This is a genomic window from Paenibacillus sp. FSL L8-0470, assembly GCF_038008625.1.
GTDB lineage: Bacteria > Bacillota > Bacilli > Paenibacillales > Paenibacillaceae > Paenibacillus_AQ.
Window position 1 is genome coordinate 1,232,297 of sequence record NZ_JBBOZM010000001.1, and the last position, 19,868, is coordinate 1,252,164.

Here is a 19,868-nt window from a genome sequence, read left to right on the forward strand (position 1 = left end):
TCCGGGTTACACCATCATCTTCTTCAGACTATGAATATAGCGGGATCTGACAATGATGAAATACACGGTTTGCACTAACAGGAAAGCTGCCGATGTGATCAGCACAGGAACGGTAACATTCGTGATATCCATCACTTTCAGTACGGGACGGACAACTACAAGAGTCTGCACGGCTGCAATAAGAATAGGGATATAGAACAGCAGTGCAATCTGTCTGGTGGCGGAAGCCGACATTTCTCTGGTGCTGAGTCCAATCTTGGAGAGTGCATGGTACATCCGCATATCTGCGTTCAGCTCTGTATGCAGCTTGAAATAGAGGAAGCTGGCTGAAGAGAGTGAGAAGATCAGGGCGATAAAGATGCCGATAAAACTGAGCATTGAGGTTCCCTGCTTGGTATTCATATAGCTATCAGCCCGTGCACTTATTAACGTATGCCAGTTGTCAGTCGCATGATTCCTGTCCCTGCTCCACTGCACCAGCTCACTGGAGATGACAGTCTCCGGCTCCCCGGTCTTAGGAAGCAGTGCATCCCACGCCGGGATTTTATAAAAGTAATTTATTTCGCGATCATTGGCTCTAGCCTTACCGGCAGCTTCTGCATACACACTGTCGCTGACAATCATCACCGACGGGTTGTATTGGCCAAAAGGCATAACCGGTGGATTGATAAGATGATTCAGGACGAGTTCCACATTTACTTGATCTGCCAGCAGAATCTTCTCTCCTGCGTTATATTCGATAATGGCGTTCTGGGGGTTAAGCAGCAGCACAGCTTCTCCGTCAGACAAAGGAGGGATTCCGGTGACATCCATTTGTCCTGCCAGTTGATTAAATACGGACACCGTCAGCAATTGAACGTTGTCAAACTGGTCCACATCATTAAGGCCTCGGATAGAAACGCGGATGAATTCCACTTTGTTCTCTGTGTACTGCAATCCGGCGTTTTCCAGGGCATCATGAATGGTGGTCAGTCCGGGTTCGGGACCGTGTCCATTGTCAACGGAATAGTCGATAGCGAATGGACTGTTCACATACGTCGTATTATTCGAAGAGCTGATGGATAGAAGAAGACTTGCGGCCATGCAGGCCAATGAAGTGACAACCGTTACCAGAAACAGCATCCGCGCATTGTCTTTAACCTTGTAGCTCATTTCGTTGATCCAGAGCAGATTGGTTCCGCGCCATAGCCGTTTGCGGCTCAGCTTCAGCAGGCGGATGCCCAGCACCGACAACTGGGAGTAGAAGAAATAAGTGCCGGCGATGCCTGTGACGGCAGCGATCAGCAGTGTGTTCGGAGACAGCTCCAACCCGATGGAAATGGCTCCTGTTGTCAGCAGTGCAAGTCCGAGAAGCGAAAGCAGCCAGGATACTTTGGGCTCCTTCTTCGGCTTCACGCTTCCCTTAAGCAGCTCTAGCACCTGGTTCCTGCGGATGAACAGCAGGGTGAAGATTGAATTTATCAGGAATAACGCCAGAAAGGAAACGGAAGTGATCACGAGTGCTTTTACCGGCCAATAAAATGGCATATCTGCAATACCAATAATATTAGTGCTGAGCAGCAGGAACAGCTTGGACAGCAGCATCCCTGCGGCCATGCCGCTCAGGATCGACAGCAGGCCTATAATCATATTTTCCAGCAGAATCAGTCTGTTGATCTGCCCGGGACGCGCGCCCAGGATCATCAGGATGCCGAATTCCAGATTCCGCAGCTTGAGGAAAGCACTGATCGAGTACAGGACAAAGAAAAAGGCGAAAATGAAGACAATATAGGAAGCAATTTTCATCCCGGTAGCCGAATTACGTCCAAGCTCAATAGAGGTTACTTCAGGATGATAGATGAACACCGAATAGGAAAAGAAGATCATGACCATAAAGGCGCTGCTGAGGAAAAAGGCCATATATGCCCGCGCGTTGCGTCGCACATTGTTAAACGCGAATTGAGGAAAGCTCATGACTATTCCCTCCCCAGAATGAAAGTGTATCAATGATCTTCTGGAAGAAGGCCTGGCGGTTGTCGCCGCGGTGGATTTCCGCAGCCAGCTTGCCGTCCTTAATGAAGACGATGCGGTTGCAATAGCTTGCTGCCATCGGATCATGCGTAACCAGCATCAGCGTCGTGCCTTCCTTGCGGTTGATGTCCTCCAGCGACTCCATTACGATCCGGGAGGAATTCGAATCGAGCGCTCCCGTCGGCTCATCGGCGAGCAGAATGGCAGGCGAAGTTATAATTGCCCGGGCAATCGCCGTCCGCTGGCGTTGTCCGCCGGAAATTTCATAGGTCCGCTTATTTAGGATGTCCGTGATATTCAGCCGCCCGGCCACCCGCTGCAGCAGCGCGTCCATCTCGGAAAGCTTGCGGTTATCCAGAGTCAGGGGAAGAACGATATTCTCCCCTACGGTCAATGTCTCCAGCAGGTTGAAATCCTGGAACACAAAGCCAAGCTTTCTGCGGCGGAACAGGGCCAGCTCTTTTTTGTTCATCTGATAGGGATTGCTGCCGCCGATCTTCACTTCACCCGAGGAGGGTTGGTCAATGGTTGAGACCATGTTGAGCAGGGTGGTTTTGCCGCTGCCCGAAGGGCCCATAATTCCCACAAATTCACCTTGCTCAATGCTGAGATGAATATCGGTAAGAGCCTGCGTAAGCACCTTTCCCGGGTATACTTTGTTCATTGCCGTGACTTCGAGTACATTCATGGAATTCATTCCTTTCTAACCGAAACATGAGTGTCACCCATTGTCGCCTATAGGTGCTTATCTTCTGATTCCGAGTGTACAGGATGAGCTTCCGGCATGCTATGGTTTTACCTTAACGTTTCCTTACAGCGCGGTTAAGGTTATGTTCGCCAGGTCAGGAGGATGTTCGTTTGAACCATCCCCGCAGCAGAATGGATATTGAGAGCAGCAGCGGGAAACCGATTTGGAACAGCGGGTCAATCTTGAGGCTTGGCCCCAGGCCGAAGGCAAGATGCTGGGTATAGTCCCTCGCCAGAAAGGAAGTGCCATAGATTGCCGCTCCTACGGGAAAAACCCACCATTTGGCCGGTTTGCCGCTCAGTTCACTAATGCCTTTAACCGCGCAAAAGTAGAAGAGCATCATCTTGATCAGCAGCCCGATAAAGAGTTGGATCGTTACCAGAATGTCGAGCCGTTCCACAAACTTGAGGTTCGATAAGGTGCGGACTGTCTTCAGAAAAGGCAGTTGGCTGATCCCTGCAATCGATGGGCCGAGGACAGCCACATTCAGCGCGTTCATGAAGATGAGAAAGATGCTGATGGCAATATAGGCGGTCACTGTATTTTTTACCGGCACACCGGGTTTATCCCAGAGGGACCACAACATCAGGAACACAATCATTTGGCCGAAGGGAAAGGAGACGATATCCGGCAGCGCAACTTCTACAATCGGCATAAATCCGCCCTCGAAGACAGGAGTCAGCCGGTAGAAGTCGATGGAGCCCATAATACCAAGCAGCAGCACAAGCAGGAAATAAAAGAAGAGAACCAGCGGGAGCAGCACCTCGGGCAGCCGGAAGACAACCTCCGCACCTTTCCAAATCGCATAAAGTGCAATCATTACAAAAATGAGCATCGTGAGCGGCATCGGGGATCTCGGCAGTAAAGTCAATGCCGTCAGCTCGCCGAGATCGCGGACATTGCGCATCGACTGGTAAGCGAAATAGAAGCAGTAGATCAAGCCGATCACGGAGCCGGCAACTCCTCCGAAATGGAATTTAAGCATGCTGATGAGGTCCAGCTTGGGCGAGCGGCGCTGAATCCACAGCAGAAGCAGAAGGAGGATGAAGCCGCCCAGCGAGCCAGTGCACATGGCCAGCCAGGAATCCTGCTTGGCCTTGCCGCCCAGCAGAAAGAGCGGCGTGCTGCCAATCTCGAACAGCATAATCATAAACGCAATTTGCAGGCCAGACACCTGTTCCTTTTTTTGCATGAGTCCGAAATCAGCCTCCTAACCACTTGATAATGAATCTGCCGGCGGGTTGAAAGTAAGTAATATATAAGGTAGCCATATTGAAATGCGGCGTTTCTGTAATCCCGCAAATGTTCTCATAAGCACACCAGACCAGAATGCAGCCAAACCACAGCCGGTGCAGCTTCCTTCCTTCTCCGCGCAGCCGGGTGCAGCCCCAGACGAAAGATAAGGCATAAAGCAGAAGAGTGATCGCTATTTTCATAGAGCAGGCCCCTTTACTTCTGCTGGACGGATTTAAAGGATTTGTTGCTGAGTCCGCTCCGTTCAATTTGGATCGAAACATGCGGTTTGATCTCAATATTCTGGAACATGCGCTCCCAGCTTTTGTCCTTCTCAATCTGCTTCCAGCGCTTGCGGTCACTGCGGTGAATCCTCACGGCAAAGCCCGTGACGTCCGCTCCCAGCCGCTTGACCTCACTCCATGAGTTGCCCACGAGTTCCAGGATACGCTGTTCAATGGCTCGCTCCATCTCCGTAATGGAAGCCCGGTCATTCAAATCCATGACGCTTCCAAGCTCCGTCAATACGCCGCTTCCTTTGATATTCACATCCATGATGTAGTGATCTTTATCCCAGATGGGATGAACGGAAGTGGTCGAATTCTGGAGGATGAACGAGGCGTCCGGTTTGTCGCTGATTTCGGGCCGGGAGGCGAAGGCGATGGTGGCAGTATCAATTTTGTTCGTCAGAAACGACAAGCCGAAGGCTTGCTTCTGCGTTAGCCATCCTACCAGTTTTTCGCCTTTTAAGACACCGAGCCTTCCCAGCTCGAGCCGTGAAGGCAGGTCGGTCCGACCGGTCTCGCTGGTTTCATCCATGATCTGGTCACCAGTGAGGCGGATTTCCGGCAGCACGGCACTTCCGGATTCGGAGGACAGGGCCATGGCCAGTTCAAACAGCCGGATGCTGGGATAAAAGGAGAGCAGCTTCGATTCCTGCTCAATCATGAGCTGGATACCGGCTCCCTGATTTTTGGTCAGCTGCATCAGCTGGTCCAGAATATCTCCGGCATCGTCTTTGGATAGAAATACATATACAGTTTCCCGGGCGTCCTGCTTGCGCAGGAACATGTCGATTAGTTGACTGATGCCGTGTTTGGCCAGAGATTCTCCAATTACGGTTATGCGAGAATGGGAAAAAAACATTTCGCGCGTACTGGTCAGATTGGTTTTTTCGATCGCTTCCATAATCGTTCGGCCTTTTACTGTGAAGGTGACGAACGGCGGTGAGCTGGTGCTCCCGCCCCCGCTGCCTCCCATGCTGCTGGTGCCGGAAGAAGGGTTGATGACCTGGTAGGTGGCCTTCCACTCGTTATCCTTCCAGTCATATGCCGAACCGGAGGTAATGCCCAGCTCACTCAGCTCCCGGTCATCCCAGCATCCGGTCAGCAATGTCGACAGGAGGGGGAGGCAGAGTCCCAGGCAGAGCGTTTTTTTCACGGCATAAACCAGAGGTCTCGCGGGATTTGCAGAATAGGGTTCGGTGTTTTGCTGCTGCATCATGTTTCCCACCCCTTTCGTTTGGATCTCGGTTTCCGGAGCCGGTGCAGCAGGATCGCAGCTAGCGGAACAAGTACATTGAACAGGAAGAAGACCGGGAAACGCCCTTCCTTGTTGTAGAGATTCAATTGGTCTGCACTCTGCCAGGTAAAGAGACATTCTAAAGCGATTATCAGACCCAGAGCCCCGATAAAAGGCCGGCTGCTGTTTACACGAAAGGTCTGTTTGAAGCATTCGACAGTCGCAAACAGAAAGATCGAGAATTTCAGATAGATGGACAGCACCCAATAGGAGATGAATAGAATGTCCAGCTTTTCGATAAATCTGCCGATATGAACGACTCCGGCGGTGGAAAAACCCGGATATGTGCTGAGCTTGATGAATTCGGACCCGAACACCATCAGTGTCGTTACGAGCGAAAACATCATCAGCACAGCAACGAAGAGAAGGCCTGCCCAGCCGGCGATGCGCGCTTTTTGCGGATTCTGCAAATAAGGAGCCAGAAACAGCAGCACCGCGACTTCGGACATCCAGGTAGCCGGTGTTATGCCGGCCAGTGTCAAGGAGGCCAGAGAGTGATCAAAGACCGGCAGCAGCTGATGGACATCCATGTCCCGGTACAGCCCGAACAGATAGAGCGGCACGAAGAAAAAGTACAGCAGCAGCACGAGGCTGTTCACTCTGGCGATGGACTCAAGGCCCTGCCTGACCATATAAATCGTAATTAACAGAATCAGGATGGTCATTACGGTGACCGGGGTGTCGATCAGTACATTGTCTTTGATGAAATTGACGAATTCGCGCAAAATGGTAGCCGATGTGTCCAGATAGAACTGCAGCATCAATAGGCCCAGAATCGTAGCAGCAACAGGAGAACTCTTCTCGCCAATCCAGGTCAGAAACGGTGCGCCCTTGCTGTAGCGGATGACTGTCCCGACAATCGTGGCGAACACTAGCCCGGCCAGAGTCGATAACAAAATAGCCAGCGGCGCGTCCTGTTCCGCGTAGTTGCCAATGATGACGGGAAGCACGACGGTGGCTGTCGGCAAGATAGTGTTGACGATGAGCATGGCTGTCTGGGTGGTGCCGATTTTACCGTTCAACTGGGATCCTCCCCCTGCGGCTGCCTGGTTTGCTGATTGTTCTGCGCCTCTTCTTGGGGCTGCGGCTTTTGATCCGGGCCTTGTCTGCGCGTTTCCTTGCCCAGATTGGTCTTTGGCCGCATGGTCATGCTCCAGAGCGGAACGCGGATAAAGATATCCTTCAAATATCGGGGAGTCATTGGAGCTACCGGGGACAGGTACGGCACACCAAAGGAACGCAGTCCGGCCAAATGAATCAGCAGCACCATCAAAAAGGACATGATGCCGAACAGGCCAAGGGTAGCGGCGATCAGCATCATGACAAACCGGATCAGGCGGATCGAATTGGCGATAGCCAGGGACGGGATGACAAAGTTAGAGATGGCGGTGAACGACACCACGATAACCATGGCTGCGGAGACGAGTCCGGCTTGAACGGCGGCCTGTCCCAGCACGAGTGCCCCAACGATGGAAATCGCCGGCCCGATGGTGCGCGGCATACGGACCCCGGCCTCACGCAGCACATCGAAAGTGACTTCCATCAGCAGCGCTTCCGCCAGTGCCGGAAACGGTACGCCTTCACGCTGGGCGGCCAGGCTGATCAGCAGGGTTGTCGGCAGCATTTCCTGGTGAAAGGTAGTCACGGCGATATACAAGGCCGGCAGCAGCATGGATACAAAAAAAGCAGCATACCGGATCAGCCGCAGGAAAGAAGAAATATCATAACGCTGATAATAATCTTCGCTCGACTGAAAAAAATTGAAGAAAGTGGAGGGAGCAAGCAGTGCAAAGGGAGTCCCGTCAATAATAATTCCGACCTGGCCCTCCAGAATGCCTCCGGCAAGCGCATCCGGACGTTCCGTGTTCTGGATGGTCGGAAAGGGAGTCAGTCCGCCATCCTGAATAAATTCCTCGATGTAATTGCTCTCCAGAATGCTGTCGGTTTCAATGGCGTTTAAGCGCCGGCGGATTTCCGCCACCACCTGTTCACTGGCGATACCCTCCAGATAGATGAGTGCCACACCGGTCTGAGTGCGCTGACCGATCTTATACTCTTCTATTCTAAGATCGGAGGTTTTGAGTCTGCGCCGCAGCATAGAGGTGCCTGTCCGCAGGCTCTCTGTGAAGCCTTCCTTGGGTCCGCGGATGACACCTTGGGAGGTTGGTTCGTTGATGCTTCTTTTCTCCCAGCCGGAGGTATCGGCAGCCAGTGCCACCTGAAGTCCTTCAAACAGAATGAGGGTATAGCCTTCGAAGAGCATGGGGAGCAGACTTTCCAGCGTTTTGCCTTCCTTGACGCCCCCGACCGGCAGCATCTGATCTTTAATCAGGCTGAAGGCGTCCTTGGCGGTAATACCGCCGCTCTTGGGAGCAACCATCTCCATCAGCGGCTGCAGTACCGTCTGGTTGACGGCATCTGCGTTAACGAGTCCGTCGATATATATAAAAGCAAGAGAGAGGGAGCTTAAAGATTCATTAGTGAATCTGCGGAAAACAACATCGGAGCTTTGACCGATCCGCTTAGTAATTTCCTGCAAGGTAATATCTAATGAGGGGTGAAGAGGCAGCGTTGCAGGAACGGAAGCCTTGGCGGGATCTGTTCCTTTCTTGCGGCGTTGCTGCAGATGGGTTGGCATCGATACTCCTCCTCGTTGCTGGATTCTGGATGATTTTCTGTATTATCCCCTGGGAGCGGATTCCTTATTCTGACTGCATTATGAGATTAGCAGACATGAAGAAGAGAGCACTCTACCGGCCATTTGGTCATGGCGGGCGGAATGCTCCCGGTTGTGAAGCTTGTGGCAGCTCCAGCCAGTCTTAGGAAGCTGAGCGGATGCTGTAGTTCAGCCGCGAGGAGGATCAACTGCTCCTCCGAAAGTAATGCGAACTGTGGTCCCCTCGCCGGGCCGGGATTGCAGCTCTACCGTATGCCCGAGCCTTGCGCAGATCTCACGGACCAGATAGAGGCCCATCCCGGTGGATTCATGATACTGGCGGCCGCGTTCTCCGGTGAAATAAGGATTGAACACCCGTTTCAGGTCTTCGGGAGAGATGCCAATGCCCTGATCCTTAATCAGTAAGATGCTCCCGTTTCCTGTCTGCTCCGCGGAAATGGTTACTGTCTTGCCTGTCCCGGCAGTATAATTTACGGCGTTGACGAGAATCTGGGCCAGCATGAATCTCAGCCATTTGGCGTCGCTGTATACAGATAGTCCATCGTCAATGGTAATGTCTACCCGGACTCCACGCCGGATGAACAGCCTGCGGTTATCGGCGACGGTCTCGCTTACGGCTTTGCGAAGCAATAGAGGCTGAACATGGAAATCATCCTCAAAGCGCTCCAGCCTGGAGGTGTAAATAACCATCTCCAGTCCCTTGCGGAGCCGCTCTACCTCCTCTTGGATGCTGCTGGCAGCATCCTCCTCCAAATCCTGAAGGGTAAGCTGGATGACGGAAAGCGGCGTCTTCATCTGGTGGACCCAGCGGTTGATGAAATCGATATGCTGATCCATCCGCCGGGTATGGGAATGCAGCTGGTCCAGATAATAGCGGTGGTTGTGCTGCATCATTTCCGTCACCGCTTCGGGCAGCGGCGCATCGTCAAGGGGAATAAGCTGTTCCCCCGGGGCTCCGCCGGGTCCGCTCAGGCGGGTGTATAGCTTATAGTGCTGAACATACCGGAAGCCCAGATATAGAATGAGAACTGCAAAGCTGAGGGCCATCCCGTATAAAACAATCGAGAAGGGTCTGTATTCGCCTGTAACCCAGTAGAGCACGGGGATGAGGATCATCTGGAGCAGATAGAAGAGCAGCAGCGGCCGGTGATCCTTAAGAAACAGCCTCATGGTGTTTCTCCGGAGAGGCTGAGCCGGTAGCCGGCACCTCTTATGGTTTCTACGATGTCGTCAAGATCAAGATCCTTGAGCTTCTTACGTACGCGGGTGATATAGACATTAAGTGTATTATCATCGATGAAATGCTGGTCCTCCCACATCAGGTCCAGCAGCCGTTCACGGGAGACGACGCGCCCTTCCTTCAGCAGGAGCGCTTCAAGCAGGACGGCTTCCTTCTGTGTAAGCTCAGCGGACAGGCCGTTGTGCTGGATCACATAACGCTCCGGATACAGCGTCAGTCCTCCGGCTTGAAGCTTACGTTCTTCCTGGCTGTGGGCGTAAGAGCCGTAAGCTCTACGCAGATGGCTGCGGATTTTGGCCAGCACGACCTCGTATTGGAATGGCTTGATAATGTAATCGTCGCCGCCGTTCTCCAGCGCCATGACCTGATCCATGCCGCTGTCGCGGGCAGATATGAAAAGGATGGGGCAGAGTGAGGATTTGCGAAGCTGGCGGCACCAATAGAACCCGTCATATCTCGGCAGATTGACGTCCAGCAGCACCAGGCTTGGGGCGCTGTCCTCAAAGGTTTCCAGCACTCTATTGAAATCATCTACGATGACGGTATGGAAATCATATTTTGACAAATAACTGCTAAGCAGGTCTGCCAGCTTGGCGTCGTCCTCGACAATCAGAATCGTTTCCATGAATTCACTCCTTTGTCCAGTATTACAGTAACATGCTAAGGGAAATTTATGCAAAACAGGATTCAGACGCAAACAACCTCCCGGGCTGCCGGAAAAAGATCCGGCTGCGGGAGGCTGCTTGTATGTTGCGGAAGGATGGATTAACGGGTTTTGATGACCAGCGCATTGCTGATCAGACGTCCCGGTGTTGTCAAATATTTGCCGTTGTAATACAATCCGCTGGAGGCGCCGCCATCCAGATTCATGGCCTGATAGGCACCGGCCTGCTTCATAATCTGCGCCAGCTGCGAAATGGTAGCCCCGCTGGTGGTCAGAAGAATCAGCTTGTGGTCCCGCGTCAAGCCCAGCGCGCTGCGGGCTCCGCCGCCAGTGCGGATTTTGGGATCCCTGAAGCCTTCGGCGGTCACATCCACCGCTACCTTCCCGTTAACCAGCAGCCGGGGGCCGGCCTGAAGCGCACCTTCGATGGTCCCGCTCTGGAAGCGCGATGCGAATTCAGTGCCAGGAATCAGCTCTGCTAATAGATTGCGGTCATAAGCGAATACGGCCCGCCGTTCTCCAGCACCGTTCTTGAGCATCCTTCCGCCGCTGATGATATAACCGTAAGGGACTTTGTATGCCCCTTTAGTGTAGGCATCAAAGTAGGTCCCGTTGATCGCAACAAGAGCACCGCTGCGTTTGGCAATGCTGCCAAGTGACTCCGTCTTGCCGACCGTGTTGCCGGCAAGCACTACATCCAGCTTGACCGAGGGATGGAGCAGGGAAGCGGTGACTGTCTGCACTGTAAAGGAGCGGCTGCCGAGCTTAAAGGTGCGTTTGCCGCTGACTACCGCCGGGGATTCCGCTTTAAGGAGTGCTCCGCTGTGCACGGGCAAGGTGGCGGAAGTTTCGTCCGCTGTCAGCGTGAGCGACGAAGCCTGCGGATTCCACTTCAGCTGAAGGCCCAGTGTTTGGCTGACCAGGGACAGCGGAACATACGTCGTGCCGCTGCCGCTGAAGACCGGCTCACTCAAGGTTACGGCCTTGCCGTTCACGGAGGCCTTCGCCGAGCCCGGAATCAGGCGGAGGGAAGCTTCGTCCTTTGTAATTTCTATCGTTCCGCCAGGAGTGAGGATCGACCGGATGCCGGCAAAATCATTCAGGAAACGCAGTGGAATGTAAGCATGATTCTCCTTGTCCACATAAACTGCGAGCTTGGACGCAGGCGCCGCAGAGGCGCTTGATGATGCGGGAGGAAGGACGTAAAGCGGGAGAAGCAGGGTAAGAATGAGGGTGACGATTTTTTTCATGATGAACAGTATCTCCTTTTAAGTGGCGGCAGCATAATCTGCCATGCAGGATGAATTTGGAACATGCTCCAGAATGAAGCACCGGGTCTTATTATCGTATAAGGGCAGTCTAACCGTCAATTACTTAGGCTTCATTGCAGGCAGAATAATGATCAACTGATGATTCTTATATCCGGTGGCGCATGCATCTTCCGGACTGTTCGTTTATAATCTAAATAGATTGAATTTAAGATTTTTCCATTTTGGCGAGGACGTAGCTACAGGGAATATTTGGACTTCCGGCCGCTTTTGCCCTTTTGTGTAGTGATTAAGTTCATTCTATAAGTAAGCTTACTTATTCTTCATAAAGGCGGGTAGCAACAATGACAAGAATCGGCTTGATTCGGCATGGCAGCACAGCTTGGAATAAAGAAGGACGGATACAGGGGTATACGGATAACCCTTTGGACGAGGAGGGACTTCAGCAGGCGGCGGCTATAGCAGAGCGTCTCAGCGGAGAACAGTGGGACTATATCTACTCAAGCGACCTGCTGAGAGCAAGACAGACAGCAGAGGTGATCTCAGCGAAGCTGGGCCTGCAGGTAGCGGGAGTGATTCCGGGAATTAGGGAGATGAACGGCGGACTGCTTGAGGGCACCACGGAGCAAGAGCGGGTGGAACGCTGGGGAACAGGATGGAAGTCGCTGGACCTCGGGCTGGAGAGCAATGAGTCAGGCAAGCAACGGGGGAGCAAGGCGATTGAAGAGATTGCATTGAAGCATCCCGGCCACAACATCCTGATTGTCAGCCACGGCGCGATTCTGCGGAGCAGCCTGACCGGACTGGTTCCCGGACTGGATGTCAGCGTGCTGCTGAAGAATACCTCTGTCACCCGCATCGTTAAAGAGGACAGCGGCTGGGCCTGCGAGCTGTATAACTGTGTGAAGCATATGGAGAGCTAGACCTTATCCAGACGGCCCCTTCCAAAACATTCCATGCAGGATCAGTCCGTGCCTGCCGATAATAAGCTTATAGCCGACTAACCAGATTTATTTTCATGTAAAAGGGAGTGCGCATTATGATGGAAGAAGCCCGTAATTATATATTGGCTCTATTTTCGGTTCTCATCGCAGCGTTGACTGTGTACAGCCTTCTCCGGCTGACCCGGAATTTCACCTATAAAAATCAAAGAGCCCGTGCTGTGCGCACGAGCCTGATAATACTGATCACCAGCGGCGGATTATACGGAATGCACTGGCTGGGCAAGCAGTCACAGTCCGGGTTGAAACAGGCTGAGGGCAGCCTGTTTATCTCCTTGGCACTGTATACACTGACTCTCTTGGCTCTGACGTATCTGTTCTCTAAGCTTCGCCAGATCCTGACCGAAAGAGAGCAATTGAAGGAACTGGCCTACAGGGACACCTTGACAGGCCTCTTGAACAAAAACGGGATGGATCACTTTTGGGACCACTGCAAACCGAACGAGCAGCTTGCGGTGCTGTTCCTTGACCTGGACCGGTTCAAGTCAATCAATGACAAACTTGGCCATCATGTGGGCGATTTGCTGCTCCAGGCCGTCGGCGGCAGTCTGAAACAGTTCACCTCCAAAGGCAAACGGCATATCTTCCGGAACGGCGGGGATGAATTCGTAATTGTCGCCAAGCGCTGCGGCCGTAAGGAAGTGGAGCAGCTGGCTATGCAGATTCTGGAGCAAACGACCCGCATTTATAGTCTGGAGCGGCATGAACTGTTTGTTTCAGTCAGCATCGGCATTACGTTGAGCCATGGCAGGATCGACCCGATGCGGCTGCTGAAGGAAGCCGATTCGGCAATGTACAGCGCCAAGCAGCTCGGAAAGGGCCGATATACCATACACAAGCAGGGAAACACGCTTCAATCTGTCAATTGGGCAGGCAGCTCCAAAGCCAATTAATTCAATTTGCTGCGTCCTTTCATCAGGAACAGGCAGAGCAGGGCTATTGCCATGCTCACCGCTGCCGCATAGAACAGGATGGAGTAGTCGGTAAGATCAATCATCAGCCCAAGCAGCGGTGGGGAGGTGATGGCGGCCAGCGAGGAGACCAGATAATACATCCCGGTGCGTGTGCCGATGCTTTCCTCTGTGCCTGTCGCTACTACATAAGGATATGAATTGATATTAATGCAGGCCCAGAACATCCCGCCAAGGAGCAGCAGAATCCGCAGCACAAGTAAATTCTCCGCAAATCCCACGAGGGAAAAAACTGCCATCAGTCCGCATACTCCGGTGACAATCATCTTTTTCTTCCCGAACCGCCCGCCCAGCCAGCCGCTGGGAATCGCAAATACTACGAAGGCCAGGGAAAAGAACGTCAGCGAGAAGGAGGCTGCCTGTTCACTGAGACCAAGGTGATGTTTGCCGTACAATGTGAACAGTGTCTCTACACCTTGATAAGCAACGAACCAGAAGAAGATGGCTGCTAAGAGCCAGACTGTGGTCCGGTCGAGCTGTTTTTTTAAGGAGATGCGTGTAGGTTTGACCCGTGGAATGTTACCGCTGCGTTGCGAATCTCCGGATAAACCTGTGGCTTCTTCTGTACCCAGTCCGGCTTCTTTGTTCACCCCATCCCGTTCCTCCTTGATGAACTGTGACACGATGAACAGGCAGAGCAGCGTGATGAGACCGGCAACAATGAACGGCAATGCCGGGCTGGCCTTGTAGAGGAATGAGCCGACGCCAAACGCCAGAATCGACCCAATCCCTCCCATGAAGTTAATCAGTCCGTTCGCCTTGGTGCGCTGCTTATCCGGCGTAATATCCGGCATCAGCGCGACGGTCGGCGAACGGTACAGGCTCATGGCCAGGTTCATCAGCATCATAAAGAGCAGTAGCGTGAACAGCCCGGTGTGGAACGGGATCAGCATCGTCAGTACGGCAGCCAGCGGCATTCCGATCAGCAGATAAGGCATTCTGCGCCCATAACGGCTCACCGTACGGTCACTGCGGTTGCCTATCCATGGCTGCAGAAACAGGGCGAAATAGTTATCAATGGTCATCATGAAGCTGATCAAGGCTACACTGTGTACATATTTCTCCAGGAAAAAAGGTACAAACGCATTATACAAACTCCATGTAATGCTGATGCTGAAAAACCCGAAACCCAGCAGCCAGACTTTCTTCACCCCATCACACTCCCTTGGCAGTAAGCAGTCTGTCCAGCACGTCCGGATAATCGCTAATGATTCCTGACACTCCGGCAGCGATTAATTCTTTCATGCGCTCCGGATCATTCACGGTCCAAGGATGATAGGCGATGCCATGCTCCGCCGCCTCGGAGACAAACTCCGGCAGCACAGCGAAATGATAGGCATGCAGCGCATCCGCCTGCAGAGAGGCCGCGTAATCCCACGGGCGGTACAAGCCTTCTCCATATAAAATCCCGGTGCGAATCTCCGGTGCAAGCGATTTGCAGTGAGCCAGGGAGTAATGGTTGAAGCTCGACAATATGACGCGTTCACTCATGTTGAATTCCCGCACGGCGGCAATAACCTTTTCCTCCATCCCCGGGTACATAAAGACCCCGTTCTTAAGTTCAATATTTAGCACCGTATCGCTATCCTTGAGCAGATCCAGAAGATCTTCGAGGGTGGGAAGCAGCTCTCCCTTGAATTCTTCCCCGAACCAGGATCCCGCGTCCAGGGCAAGCAGTTCTTTAAGCGTGTGGTCTTTCACATTCCCGCTGCCGTTTGTCGTGCGGCCCAGCGTTTCGTCATGAATCAGAATCAGTGCGCCATCCTTAGTCATCTGTACATCGGTTTCAATCCCGGTCGCTCCAAGGGTAAGACCTTTGCGGAATGCTGACATCGTATTCTCCGGACACACAGCGGATGCGCCGCGATGCGCAAAGTTAATTAGCGGATTCATTGTTTGCAGTCCCTCCAAGTTGTTTTTTAATAGAGCCCGATGAATCAGGCTACTCTTCTTATTCCACACCGGATAACAAAAACCTGTCCCAAAATCCCCTCAGAACGTGAATTCCTAAAATTTTACCTAGCGATTACATATCCCTGGATCTGTATAATAGAATAGAATTCAGTGTACTTGGAGAGGAAGAGATGTTTCTTGAAGTATTGTATAGAATGCGGAACTGAGCTGATCTTGAAAGAATGCGGCGGGGAGGGGCTGGTCCCTTTTTGCGAGGCATGCGGAATGTTCCGGTTTCCTGTTTTTAGCACGGCTATCAGTACCGCAGTGTTGAACAAAGAAATGGACAAGATTCTGCTAATCAAGCAGTATAACCGGCCGGATTACATCCTGCTCGCAGGTTACGTCAACAAAGGGGAGAATGCGGAAGCCACCCTTATCCGCGAGGTAAAGGAAGAGGTAGGGCTGGATATCGTGGCTTATGAATATATGCGCAGCCTTTATTTTGAGCCGTCCAATACGCTGATGCTGAACTTTATAAGCATGGCTGATTCGGAAGACTTGAGCCGGATGAGTGCCGAAGTGGATCAAGCGATGTGGTTCACATTTGAAGAAGCAGCCCGGGAGATCAAAAAGAATAGTCTGGCAGAGACCTTTCTGCTGGCGATTATTGAGAAGCTGAATGCAGGCAAGGTAGATCTCCTTAAACTCACTGAAGCTTAAACGCGCGGCCTCGGTCCATTCCTTGGGCCAATTGATTCTGACCACAGCCGTATTCATTGATGTATTTCCACTCTCATCCTGACAAAGCAAAGGGTGTCCCGCCATTTACATGGCAGGGAACACCCTTGTTTTTTTATAGCGGGATGGTTTAATTCCCTTTTATCTTCTTAATATTGTCCTGCCATTTCCCGGTTTCAAACTTCAGGAGCTTATCATAACCGGCTTTTTGGGCATCCTGCTCGGCTTTGTCGAGCAGGGCAATCACTTCCTGTTCATCCTTGGCGAACAAGGCTTTAGCCCGCACCTTATCGGCGATATCGGCTACACGCTGCATGATCATGCCCTCTTCTGAATCTGGAAGGGGCTGGATATTGCCGAATTCCGTGGCATCAAAGGAGGTTTTCCAGGCGATTGTGGTTTGGGAGACCGTAGCCCAGTCGCGCTTATCTTCAGGCAGACTCATTTCATTTTCAGCCTTGGCTCCATCAATAAACGCTGTATTTCCTGCCCATTGAAACGTATCCCAGATGGCCATGAGCTTGGAACGCTCCTCGGCTTCATTTTTATATTTTTCTGTATAGACGGGTGCGCCTTTCTCATTGGTGCCCTGCCAGTACATGCCCTCAGGCCCCCAGAAAATAATACGCTCCCCTTCCTCGCCCGTCAGCCAGTCCAGATAGGCAAATATACCTTCTGGATTCTCAGCCTGGGTTGTGATGACACTGACATTCCAGCCAAGAGAATCAAATTCGTTGACCCATACCTTCTTCGGATCTACGCCGGCTTTATGCAAAGGCCAGATCATCGTGTATCCGCCTTCAGGATCTTTGGCGCGCAGCATGCTGTTCGCTTCCGTGCCGATAACGGTGGTATCGAAATCCCCGTAGATCGCTATGCGGCCATTATTCACCTTTTCCTTGACCTGGTCGCGGGTCTGCGTGATGGCATCCTGGGTAATCAGCTTTTCCCGGAACAATTTATTGGCGAACACCATAGTTTCGCGGTAGACCGGATCACTGAAGAGGGATTTCAGCTCATTCCCCTGGGGGACCACACGCAGAGAGACCTGCCCGACATTCCGGTCTTCCGCCATCCCGGCGTAGAGAAAGTCTATCCCTTGACCCAGCATCCCGACCTCGAATGGAATAATGTCAGGATATTTCTCTTTCACCAGCTTCAGATAGGCATACAGGTCATCAAAGGTTTCCAGCTTCGGCGATCCGAGTTCCTTGTAGATTTTATTATTTACAGCGTAGCCACCGTTGCCCATCGGATTTTTCGTGTACCAATTCGGAAATTGGTACAGTTTGCCGTCTTCGGAGCGGAGCATATTGATTGTTTTTTCTCCCGCCCATTTTTTCAGATTAGGATATTTATCAAGATAGGGGTCCAGCGCAACGAGCTTGCCTGCTTTTCTCAGCTTTTCTACTTCGGCTCCGCGGTCTCCCCAGATGACATCCGGGTACTCGCCGGAAGCGATCATTGTATTGAATTTCTGCAGAGCCGCACCGCCGGACTGGATCGACTGGACCGTTACTTTCTTGTTCTCCTGAATCCATTTAGTCGCCGGATCCTGGCCCCAAGGATTCATCGTATACCAGTCATAATTGCCGAAAAAGGAAAAGGTGAGCGGAGTTTCTCCGAAAACAAAAGGTTTAGATGAATCAGTCCCGGCAGTGTTGTTGCTTGGTTTTGCCCCGTCTTCACCGGTGTTTCCACCGCATGCGGCAAGCATGATACTTATACCCAGCATACATACCGGCAGCAGGAATGATTTTTTTGTAATGGACATCTTCATACCCCCATGGGATTGTTTTTTATCAAGAATAAGCCGTGAGCCATGATTGCTACACCGATCTTATCCAAGTTCATTCTTTAATGGAACCGATCATGACGCCCTTGGTAAAATATTTCTGCAAAAATGGATAAACGAGCAAAATCGGTACCGTTGCTACCAGCATGGTGGACATGGTGAGCGATTTGGTTGTGACGCTTTGGAGCCGGGCCATGTGGCCTTGAGCGGCTGCATTGGTCTGCATCATCTGTTCAGACATAATGTTGGAGCTAAGGATTTGCTGAAGCAGCGTTTGAATCGGGAGCAGATGCCCGGAAGTGATGTAAATGCTGGCCGTAAACCAGTCATTCCAGTGCCATACTGCAGCAAATAGAGAGAGTGTGGCGATCACCGGACCCGAAATCGGGATGACAATTTTGAAAAAGATACCGAAGTGGCCGCAGCCGTCGATTTTCGCCGATTCCTCCAATCCTTCCGGAAGTTCGAGAAAAAACGTGCGGAAAATGATCATGTTCCAGACGCTGATTATATTCGGAACAATCATGACCCAGAAATTATTCATCAGGCCCAGCTCGCGGTTAATCAGAAAGGAGGGAATCAATCCTCCGCTGAAGTACATCGTGATGATACACAGGATCATATACCCTTTCCGTCCCATGAGCTGTTTCTTGGACATGCCATAGGCAAAGATTGATGTACAGGCAATGGATAGGATTGTGCCAATCACTGTTCTCAGTACGGAAATAAGGAAGCCTGTCATTAGCCGCTTATCCTGAAACACTACAATGTAATTCTCCAGAGTGAATTGTCTGGGCCAAAAGGTGATCCCCCCTCGCGTCGTGTCCAAACCCACGTTGAATGAGATGACGATCGAATTCCAGAACGGATACAACATTACAAAAGCCATGAGAATGAGCATGGAGTAAATGAGACTGAGAAACAAATTGTCAGAAAAGCTGTTTTTCATGCCGTGATCACCTGCATTTCAATGTGTAGTTGCGATGCCGAAGACTACCACAGACTGTGTCCCAGTTTACGGGCTATCCGATTGGCAACTGTGAGCAAAAAGACGCTGATTATCGACTTGAATAAACCGACTGCGGCGGCGTAGGAGAAAAGCGAGTTGCGGATACCAACGCGGTAGACGTAAGTATCAATGACATCGGACACGTCCTGAAGTACAGGGTTTTTGGCCAGGAGCAGGATGTCCTCAAAGCCTGCGCTCAAGATATCGCCAACTGCGAGAATCATGAAGATCGTAACTACGCCGGAAATACCGGGCAGAGTAATGTACCAAATTTTCTTCAAGCGGCTTGCTCCGTCGATGGAGGCTGCTTCGTAAATTTCGGGATTGATGCCGGCAATGGCGGCCAGATATACGATGCCGGAGAAACCGATCTCCTTCCAGATTCCTGTTCCGATCAGGATAGCCCAGAAGTAGCCGGGAATGGACAGGAAATTGACAGGTTCGCTGATTAAATGCAGCTTTTGCAGCAGCATGTTCACGCTTCCGTTGTCGGTTGCCAGCATGGAGGTCACAAATCCGGACACGATGACCCAGGACAGGAAGTGGGGCAGGTAGCTGATGGTCTGGATCATCCGTTTGAAGCGTGAGTGAGTCACTTCGTTCAGGATAAGCGCCAGCAGTATAGGTGCCGGAAATCCGATGAGGAGTCTCAGGGCACTAATCACAATCGTATTGCGCATGACAGTCCAGAATTCGGGTGCCTCGAAGAACATCTGGAAATACTCGAAGCCTACCCATGGGCTGTGCAGAAATCCTTGGAAAATATCGTAATCCTGAAAAGCCATCAGCACCCCGTACATCGGCAGATAAGAAAAGATCACGATAAGAATCATTGCCGGGATGACCATCAGTTGAAGATCCAGCTGCCTGGAGAATCTGAACCAGAAGGATTTGCGGCTGGCTTCCGGTCGTACGCCCGGAGGGACTCCCGGTGGTGAAGACGTGACGATACTTTTTTTCATCTGAACACTTCCTTTGCAAATTTCTCTGCTGAAATTCATAGTATAGGAACCGTTCCGGCAAAAACACTGATAAGA

General features: G+C 51.7%; 18 protein-coding genes. 3 read left to right on the plus strand and 15 right to left on the minus strand.

Translation table 11 applies throughout. The features are described 5' to 3' along the window. Nucleotides 1-6 precede the first annotated feature (6 nt). The 10 genes from NST99_RS05660 to NST99_RS05705 all read right to left on the minus strand — a co-directional run bounded on the left by NST99_RS05660 (nt 7) and on the right by NST99_RS05705 (nt 11,403). Complete coding sequence (locus NST99_RS05660) at nt 7-1,953, minus strand: ABC transporter permease (protein ID WP_341090209.1); 1,947 nt, start codon at nt 1,951-1,953, stop codon at nt 7-9. Further along, nucleotides 1,928-2,698, minus strand: a complete 771-nt coding sequence (locus tag NST99_RS05665; RefSeq protein ID WP_341097569.1) for an ABC transporter ATP-binding protein — start codon at nt 2,696-2,698, stop codon at nt 1,928-1,930. Before NST99_RS05665 ends, NST99_RS05660 begins: the two co-directional genes overlap by 26 nt. Nucleotides 2,699-2,852: 154 nt before the next feature. Continuing rightward, on the minus strand, nt 2,853-3,950 hold the full coding sequence (locus tag NST99_RS05670; RefSeq protein ID WP_341090211.1) for a GerAB/ArcD/ProY family transporter: 1,098 nt from the start codon (nt 3,948-3,950) through the stop codon (nt 2,853-2,855). A 10-nt stretch (nt 3,951-3,960) separates the two neighbouring features. Continuing rightward, nucleotides 3,961-4,194: a hypothetical protein gene (locus tag NST99_RS05675; protein ID WP_341090212.1), complete on the minus strand. Its 234-nt coding sequence runs from the start codon at nt 4,192-4,194 to the stop codon at nt 3,961-3,963. A 13-nt stretch (nt 4,195-4,207) separates the two neighbouring features. Continuing rightward, nucleotides 4,208-5,494: a Ger(x)C family spore germination protein gene (locus NST99_RS05680; protein WP_341090214.1), complete on the minus strand. Its 1,287-nt coding sequence runs from the start codon at nt 5,492-5,494 to the stop codon at nt 4,208-4,210. Further along, a complete protein-coding gene (locus NST99_RS05685; protein WP_341090216.1) occupies nt 5,491-6,594 on the minus strand; it encodes a GerAB/ArcD/ProY family transporter in 1,104 nt (367 codons plus the stop codon). The genes NST99_RS05680 and NST99_RS05685 overlap by 4 nt, the downstream gene beginning before the upstream one ends. Next, complete coding sequence (locus NST99_RS05690) at nt 6,591-8,210, minus strand: spore germination protein (protein WP_341090218.1); 1,620 nt, start codon at nt 8,208-8,210, stop codon at nt 6,591-6,593. Before NST99_RS05690 ends, NST99_RS05685 begins: the two co-directional genes overlap by 4 nt. A gap of 207 nt (nt 8,211-8,417) precedes the next feature. Beyond that, nucleotides 8,418-9,419 carry a sensor histidine kinase gene (locus NST99_RS05695; RefSeq protein ID WP_341090220.1) on the minus strand — a complete coding sequence of 334 codons (1,002 nt, stop codon included), beginning with the start codon at nt 9,417-9,419 and terminating at the stop codon, nt 8,418-8,420. Beyond that, nucleotides 9,416-10,114 carry a response regulator transcription factor gene (locus NST99_RS05700; protein WP_038586809.1) on the minus strand — a complete coding sequence of 233 codons (699 nt, stop codon included), beginning with the start codon at nt 10,112-10,114 and terminating at the stop codon, nt 9,416-9,418. Before NST99_RS05700 ends, NST99_RS05695 begins: the two co-directional genes overlap by 4 nt. 140 nt (nt 10,115-10,254) lie before the next feature. Beyond that, nucleotides 10,255-11,403 (minus strand): phosphodiester glycosidase family protein, encoded by a 1,149-nt coding sequence (locus tag NST99_RS05705; protein WP_341090222.1) that lies wholly within the window; start codon nt 11,401-11,403, stop codon nt 10,255-10,257. Nucleotides 11,404-11,765: 362 nt separating this feature from the next. Between NST99_RS05705 and NST99_RS05710 the strand changes: the two genes are divergently transcribed. Both NST99_RS05710 and NST99_RS05715 read left to right on the plus strand, forming a co-directional pair. Further along, nucleotides 11,766-12,344 carry a histidine phosphatase family protein gene (locus tag NST99_RS05710; protein ID WP_341090226.1) on the plus strand — a complete coding sequence of 193 codons (579 nt, stop codon included), beginning with the start codon at nt 11,766-11,768 and terminating at the stop codon, nt 12,342-12,344. A gap of 116 nt (nt 12,345-12,460) precedes the next feature. Beyond that, nucleotides 12,461-13,315, plus strand: a complete 855-nt coding sequence (locus NST99_RS05715; protein WP_341090227.1) for a GGDEF domain-containing protein — start codon at nt 12,461-12,463, stop codon at nt 13,313-13,315. Here NST99_RS05715 and NST99_RS05720 read toward each other — a convergent pair. Beyond that, nucleotides 13,312-14,544, minus strand: a complete 1,233-nt coding sequence (locus tag NST99_RS05720; RefSeq protein WP_341090230.1) for an SLC45 family MFS transporter — start codon at nt 14,542-14,544, stop codon at nt 13,312-13,314. The two genes, NST99_RS05715 and NST99_RS05720, sit on opposite strands and share 4 nt — an antisense overlap. Nucleotides 14,545-14,548: 4 nt before the next feature. Beyond that, nucleotides 14,549-15,286, minus strand: coding sequence for a glycerophosphodiester phosphodiesterase (locus NST99_RS05725; RefSeq protein ID WP_341090232.1), 738 nt, complete (start codon nt 15,284-15,286; stop codon nt 14,549-14,551). 327 nt (nt 15,287-15,613) lie between these two features. Between NST99_RS05725 and NST99_RS05730 the strand changes: the two genes are divergently transcribed. Next, nucleotides 15,614-16,009 carry an NAD(+) diphosphatase gene (locus NST99_RS05730; protein WP_341090235.1) on the plus strand — a complete coding sequence of 132 codons (396 nt, stop codon included), beginning with the start codon at nt 15,614-15,616 and terminating at the stop codon, nt 16,007-16,009. A gap of 148 nt (nt 16,010-16,157) precedes the next feature. On the opposite strand, the gene NST99_RS05735 is transcribed toward NST99_RS05730, so the two are convergent. The 3 genes from NST99_RS05735 to NST99_RS05745 form a co-directional block, all read right to left on the minus strand. After that, nucleotides 16,158-17,801 (minus strand): extracellular solute-binding protein, encoded by a 1,644-nt coding sequence (locus NST99_RS05735; protein WP_341090238.1) that lies wholly within the window; start codon nt 17,799-17,801, stop codon nt 16,158-16,160. Between the two features lie 76 nt (nt 17,802-17,877). Then, complete coding sequence (locus NST99_RS05740; protein WP_341090240.1) at nt 17,878-18,771, minus strand: carbohydrate ABC transporter permease; 894 nt, start codon at nt 18,769-18,771, stop codon at nt 17,878-17,880. A 44-nt stretch (nt 18,772-18,815) separates the two neighbouring features. Continuing rightward, nucleotides 18,816-19,679 carry an ABC transporter permease gene (locus NST99_RS05745; protein ID WP_341097570.1) on the minus strand — a complete coding sequence of 288 codons (864 nt, stop codon included), beginning with the start codon at nt 19,677-19,679 and terminating at the stop codon, nt 18,816-18,818. Nucleotides 19,680-19,868: the final 189 nt, after the last annotated feature.

Bases quoted from the DNA above. Each gene is read 5' to 3' on its own strand.
- NST99_RS05660 (WP_341090209.1), bottom strand. From the start codon at position 1,953: ATGAGCTTTCCTCAATTCGCGTTTAACAATGTGCGACGCAACGCGCGG.
- NST99_RS05665 (WP_341097569.1), bottom strand. From the start codon at position 2,698: ATGAATGTACTCGAAGTCACGGCAATGAACAAAGTATACCCGGGAAAG.
- NST99_RS05670 (WP_341090211.1), bottom strand. From the start codon at position 3,950: ATGCAAAAAAAGGAACAGGTGTCTGGCCTGCAAATTGCGTTTATGATT.
- NST99_RS05675 (WP_341090212.1), bottom strand. From the start codon at position 4,194: ATGAAAATAGCGATCACTCTTCTGCTTTATGCCTTATCTTTCGTCTGG.
- NST99_RS05680 (WP_341090214.1), bottom strand. From the start codon at position 5,494: ATGATGCAGCAGCAAAACACCGAACCCTATTCTGCAAATCCCGCGAGA.
- NST99_RS05690 (WP_341090218.1), bottom strand. From the start codon at position 8,210: ATGCCAACCCATCTGCAGCAACGCCGCAAGAAAGGAACAGATCCCGCC.
- NST99_RS05695 (WP_341090220.1), bottom strand. From the start codon at position 9,419: ATGAGGCTGTTTCTTAAGGATCACCGGCCGCTGCTGCTCTTCTATCTG.
- NST99_RS05700 (WP_038586809.1), bottom strand. From the start codon at position 10,114: ATGGAAACGATTCTGATTGTCGAGGACGACGCCAAGCTGGCAGACCTG.
- NST99_RS05705 (WP_341090222.1), bottom strand. From the start codon at position 11,403: ATGAAAAAAATCGTCACCCTCATTCTTACCCTGCTTCTCCCGCTTTAC.
- NST99_RS05710 (WP_341090226.1), top strand. From the start codon at position 11,766: ATGACAAGAATCGGCTTGATTCGGCATGGCAGCACAGCTTGGAATAAA.
- NST99_RS05715 (WP_341090227.1), top strand. From the start codon at position 12,461: ATGATGGAAGAAGCCCGTAATTATATATTGGCTCTATTTTCGGTTCTC.
- NST99_RS05725 (WP_341090232.1), bottom strand. From the start codon at position 15,286: ATGAATCCGCTAATTAACTTTGCGCATCGCGGCGCATCCGCTGTGTGT.
- NST99_RS05735 (WP_341090238.1), bottom strand. From the start codon at position 17,801: ATGTCCATTACAAAAAAATCATTCCTGCTGCCGGTATGTATGCTGGGT.
- NST99_RS05740 (WP_341090240.1), bottom strand. From the start codon at position 18,771: ATGAAAAACAGCTTTTCTGACAATTTGTTTCTCAGTCTCATTTACTCC.
- NST99_RS05745 (WP_341097570.1), bottom strand. From the start codon at position 19,679: ATGGTCATCCCGGCAATGATTCTTATCGTGATCTTTTCTTATCTGCCG.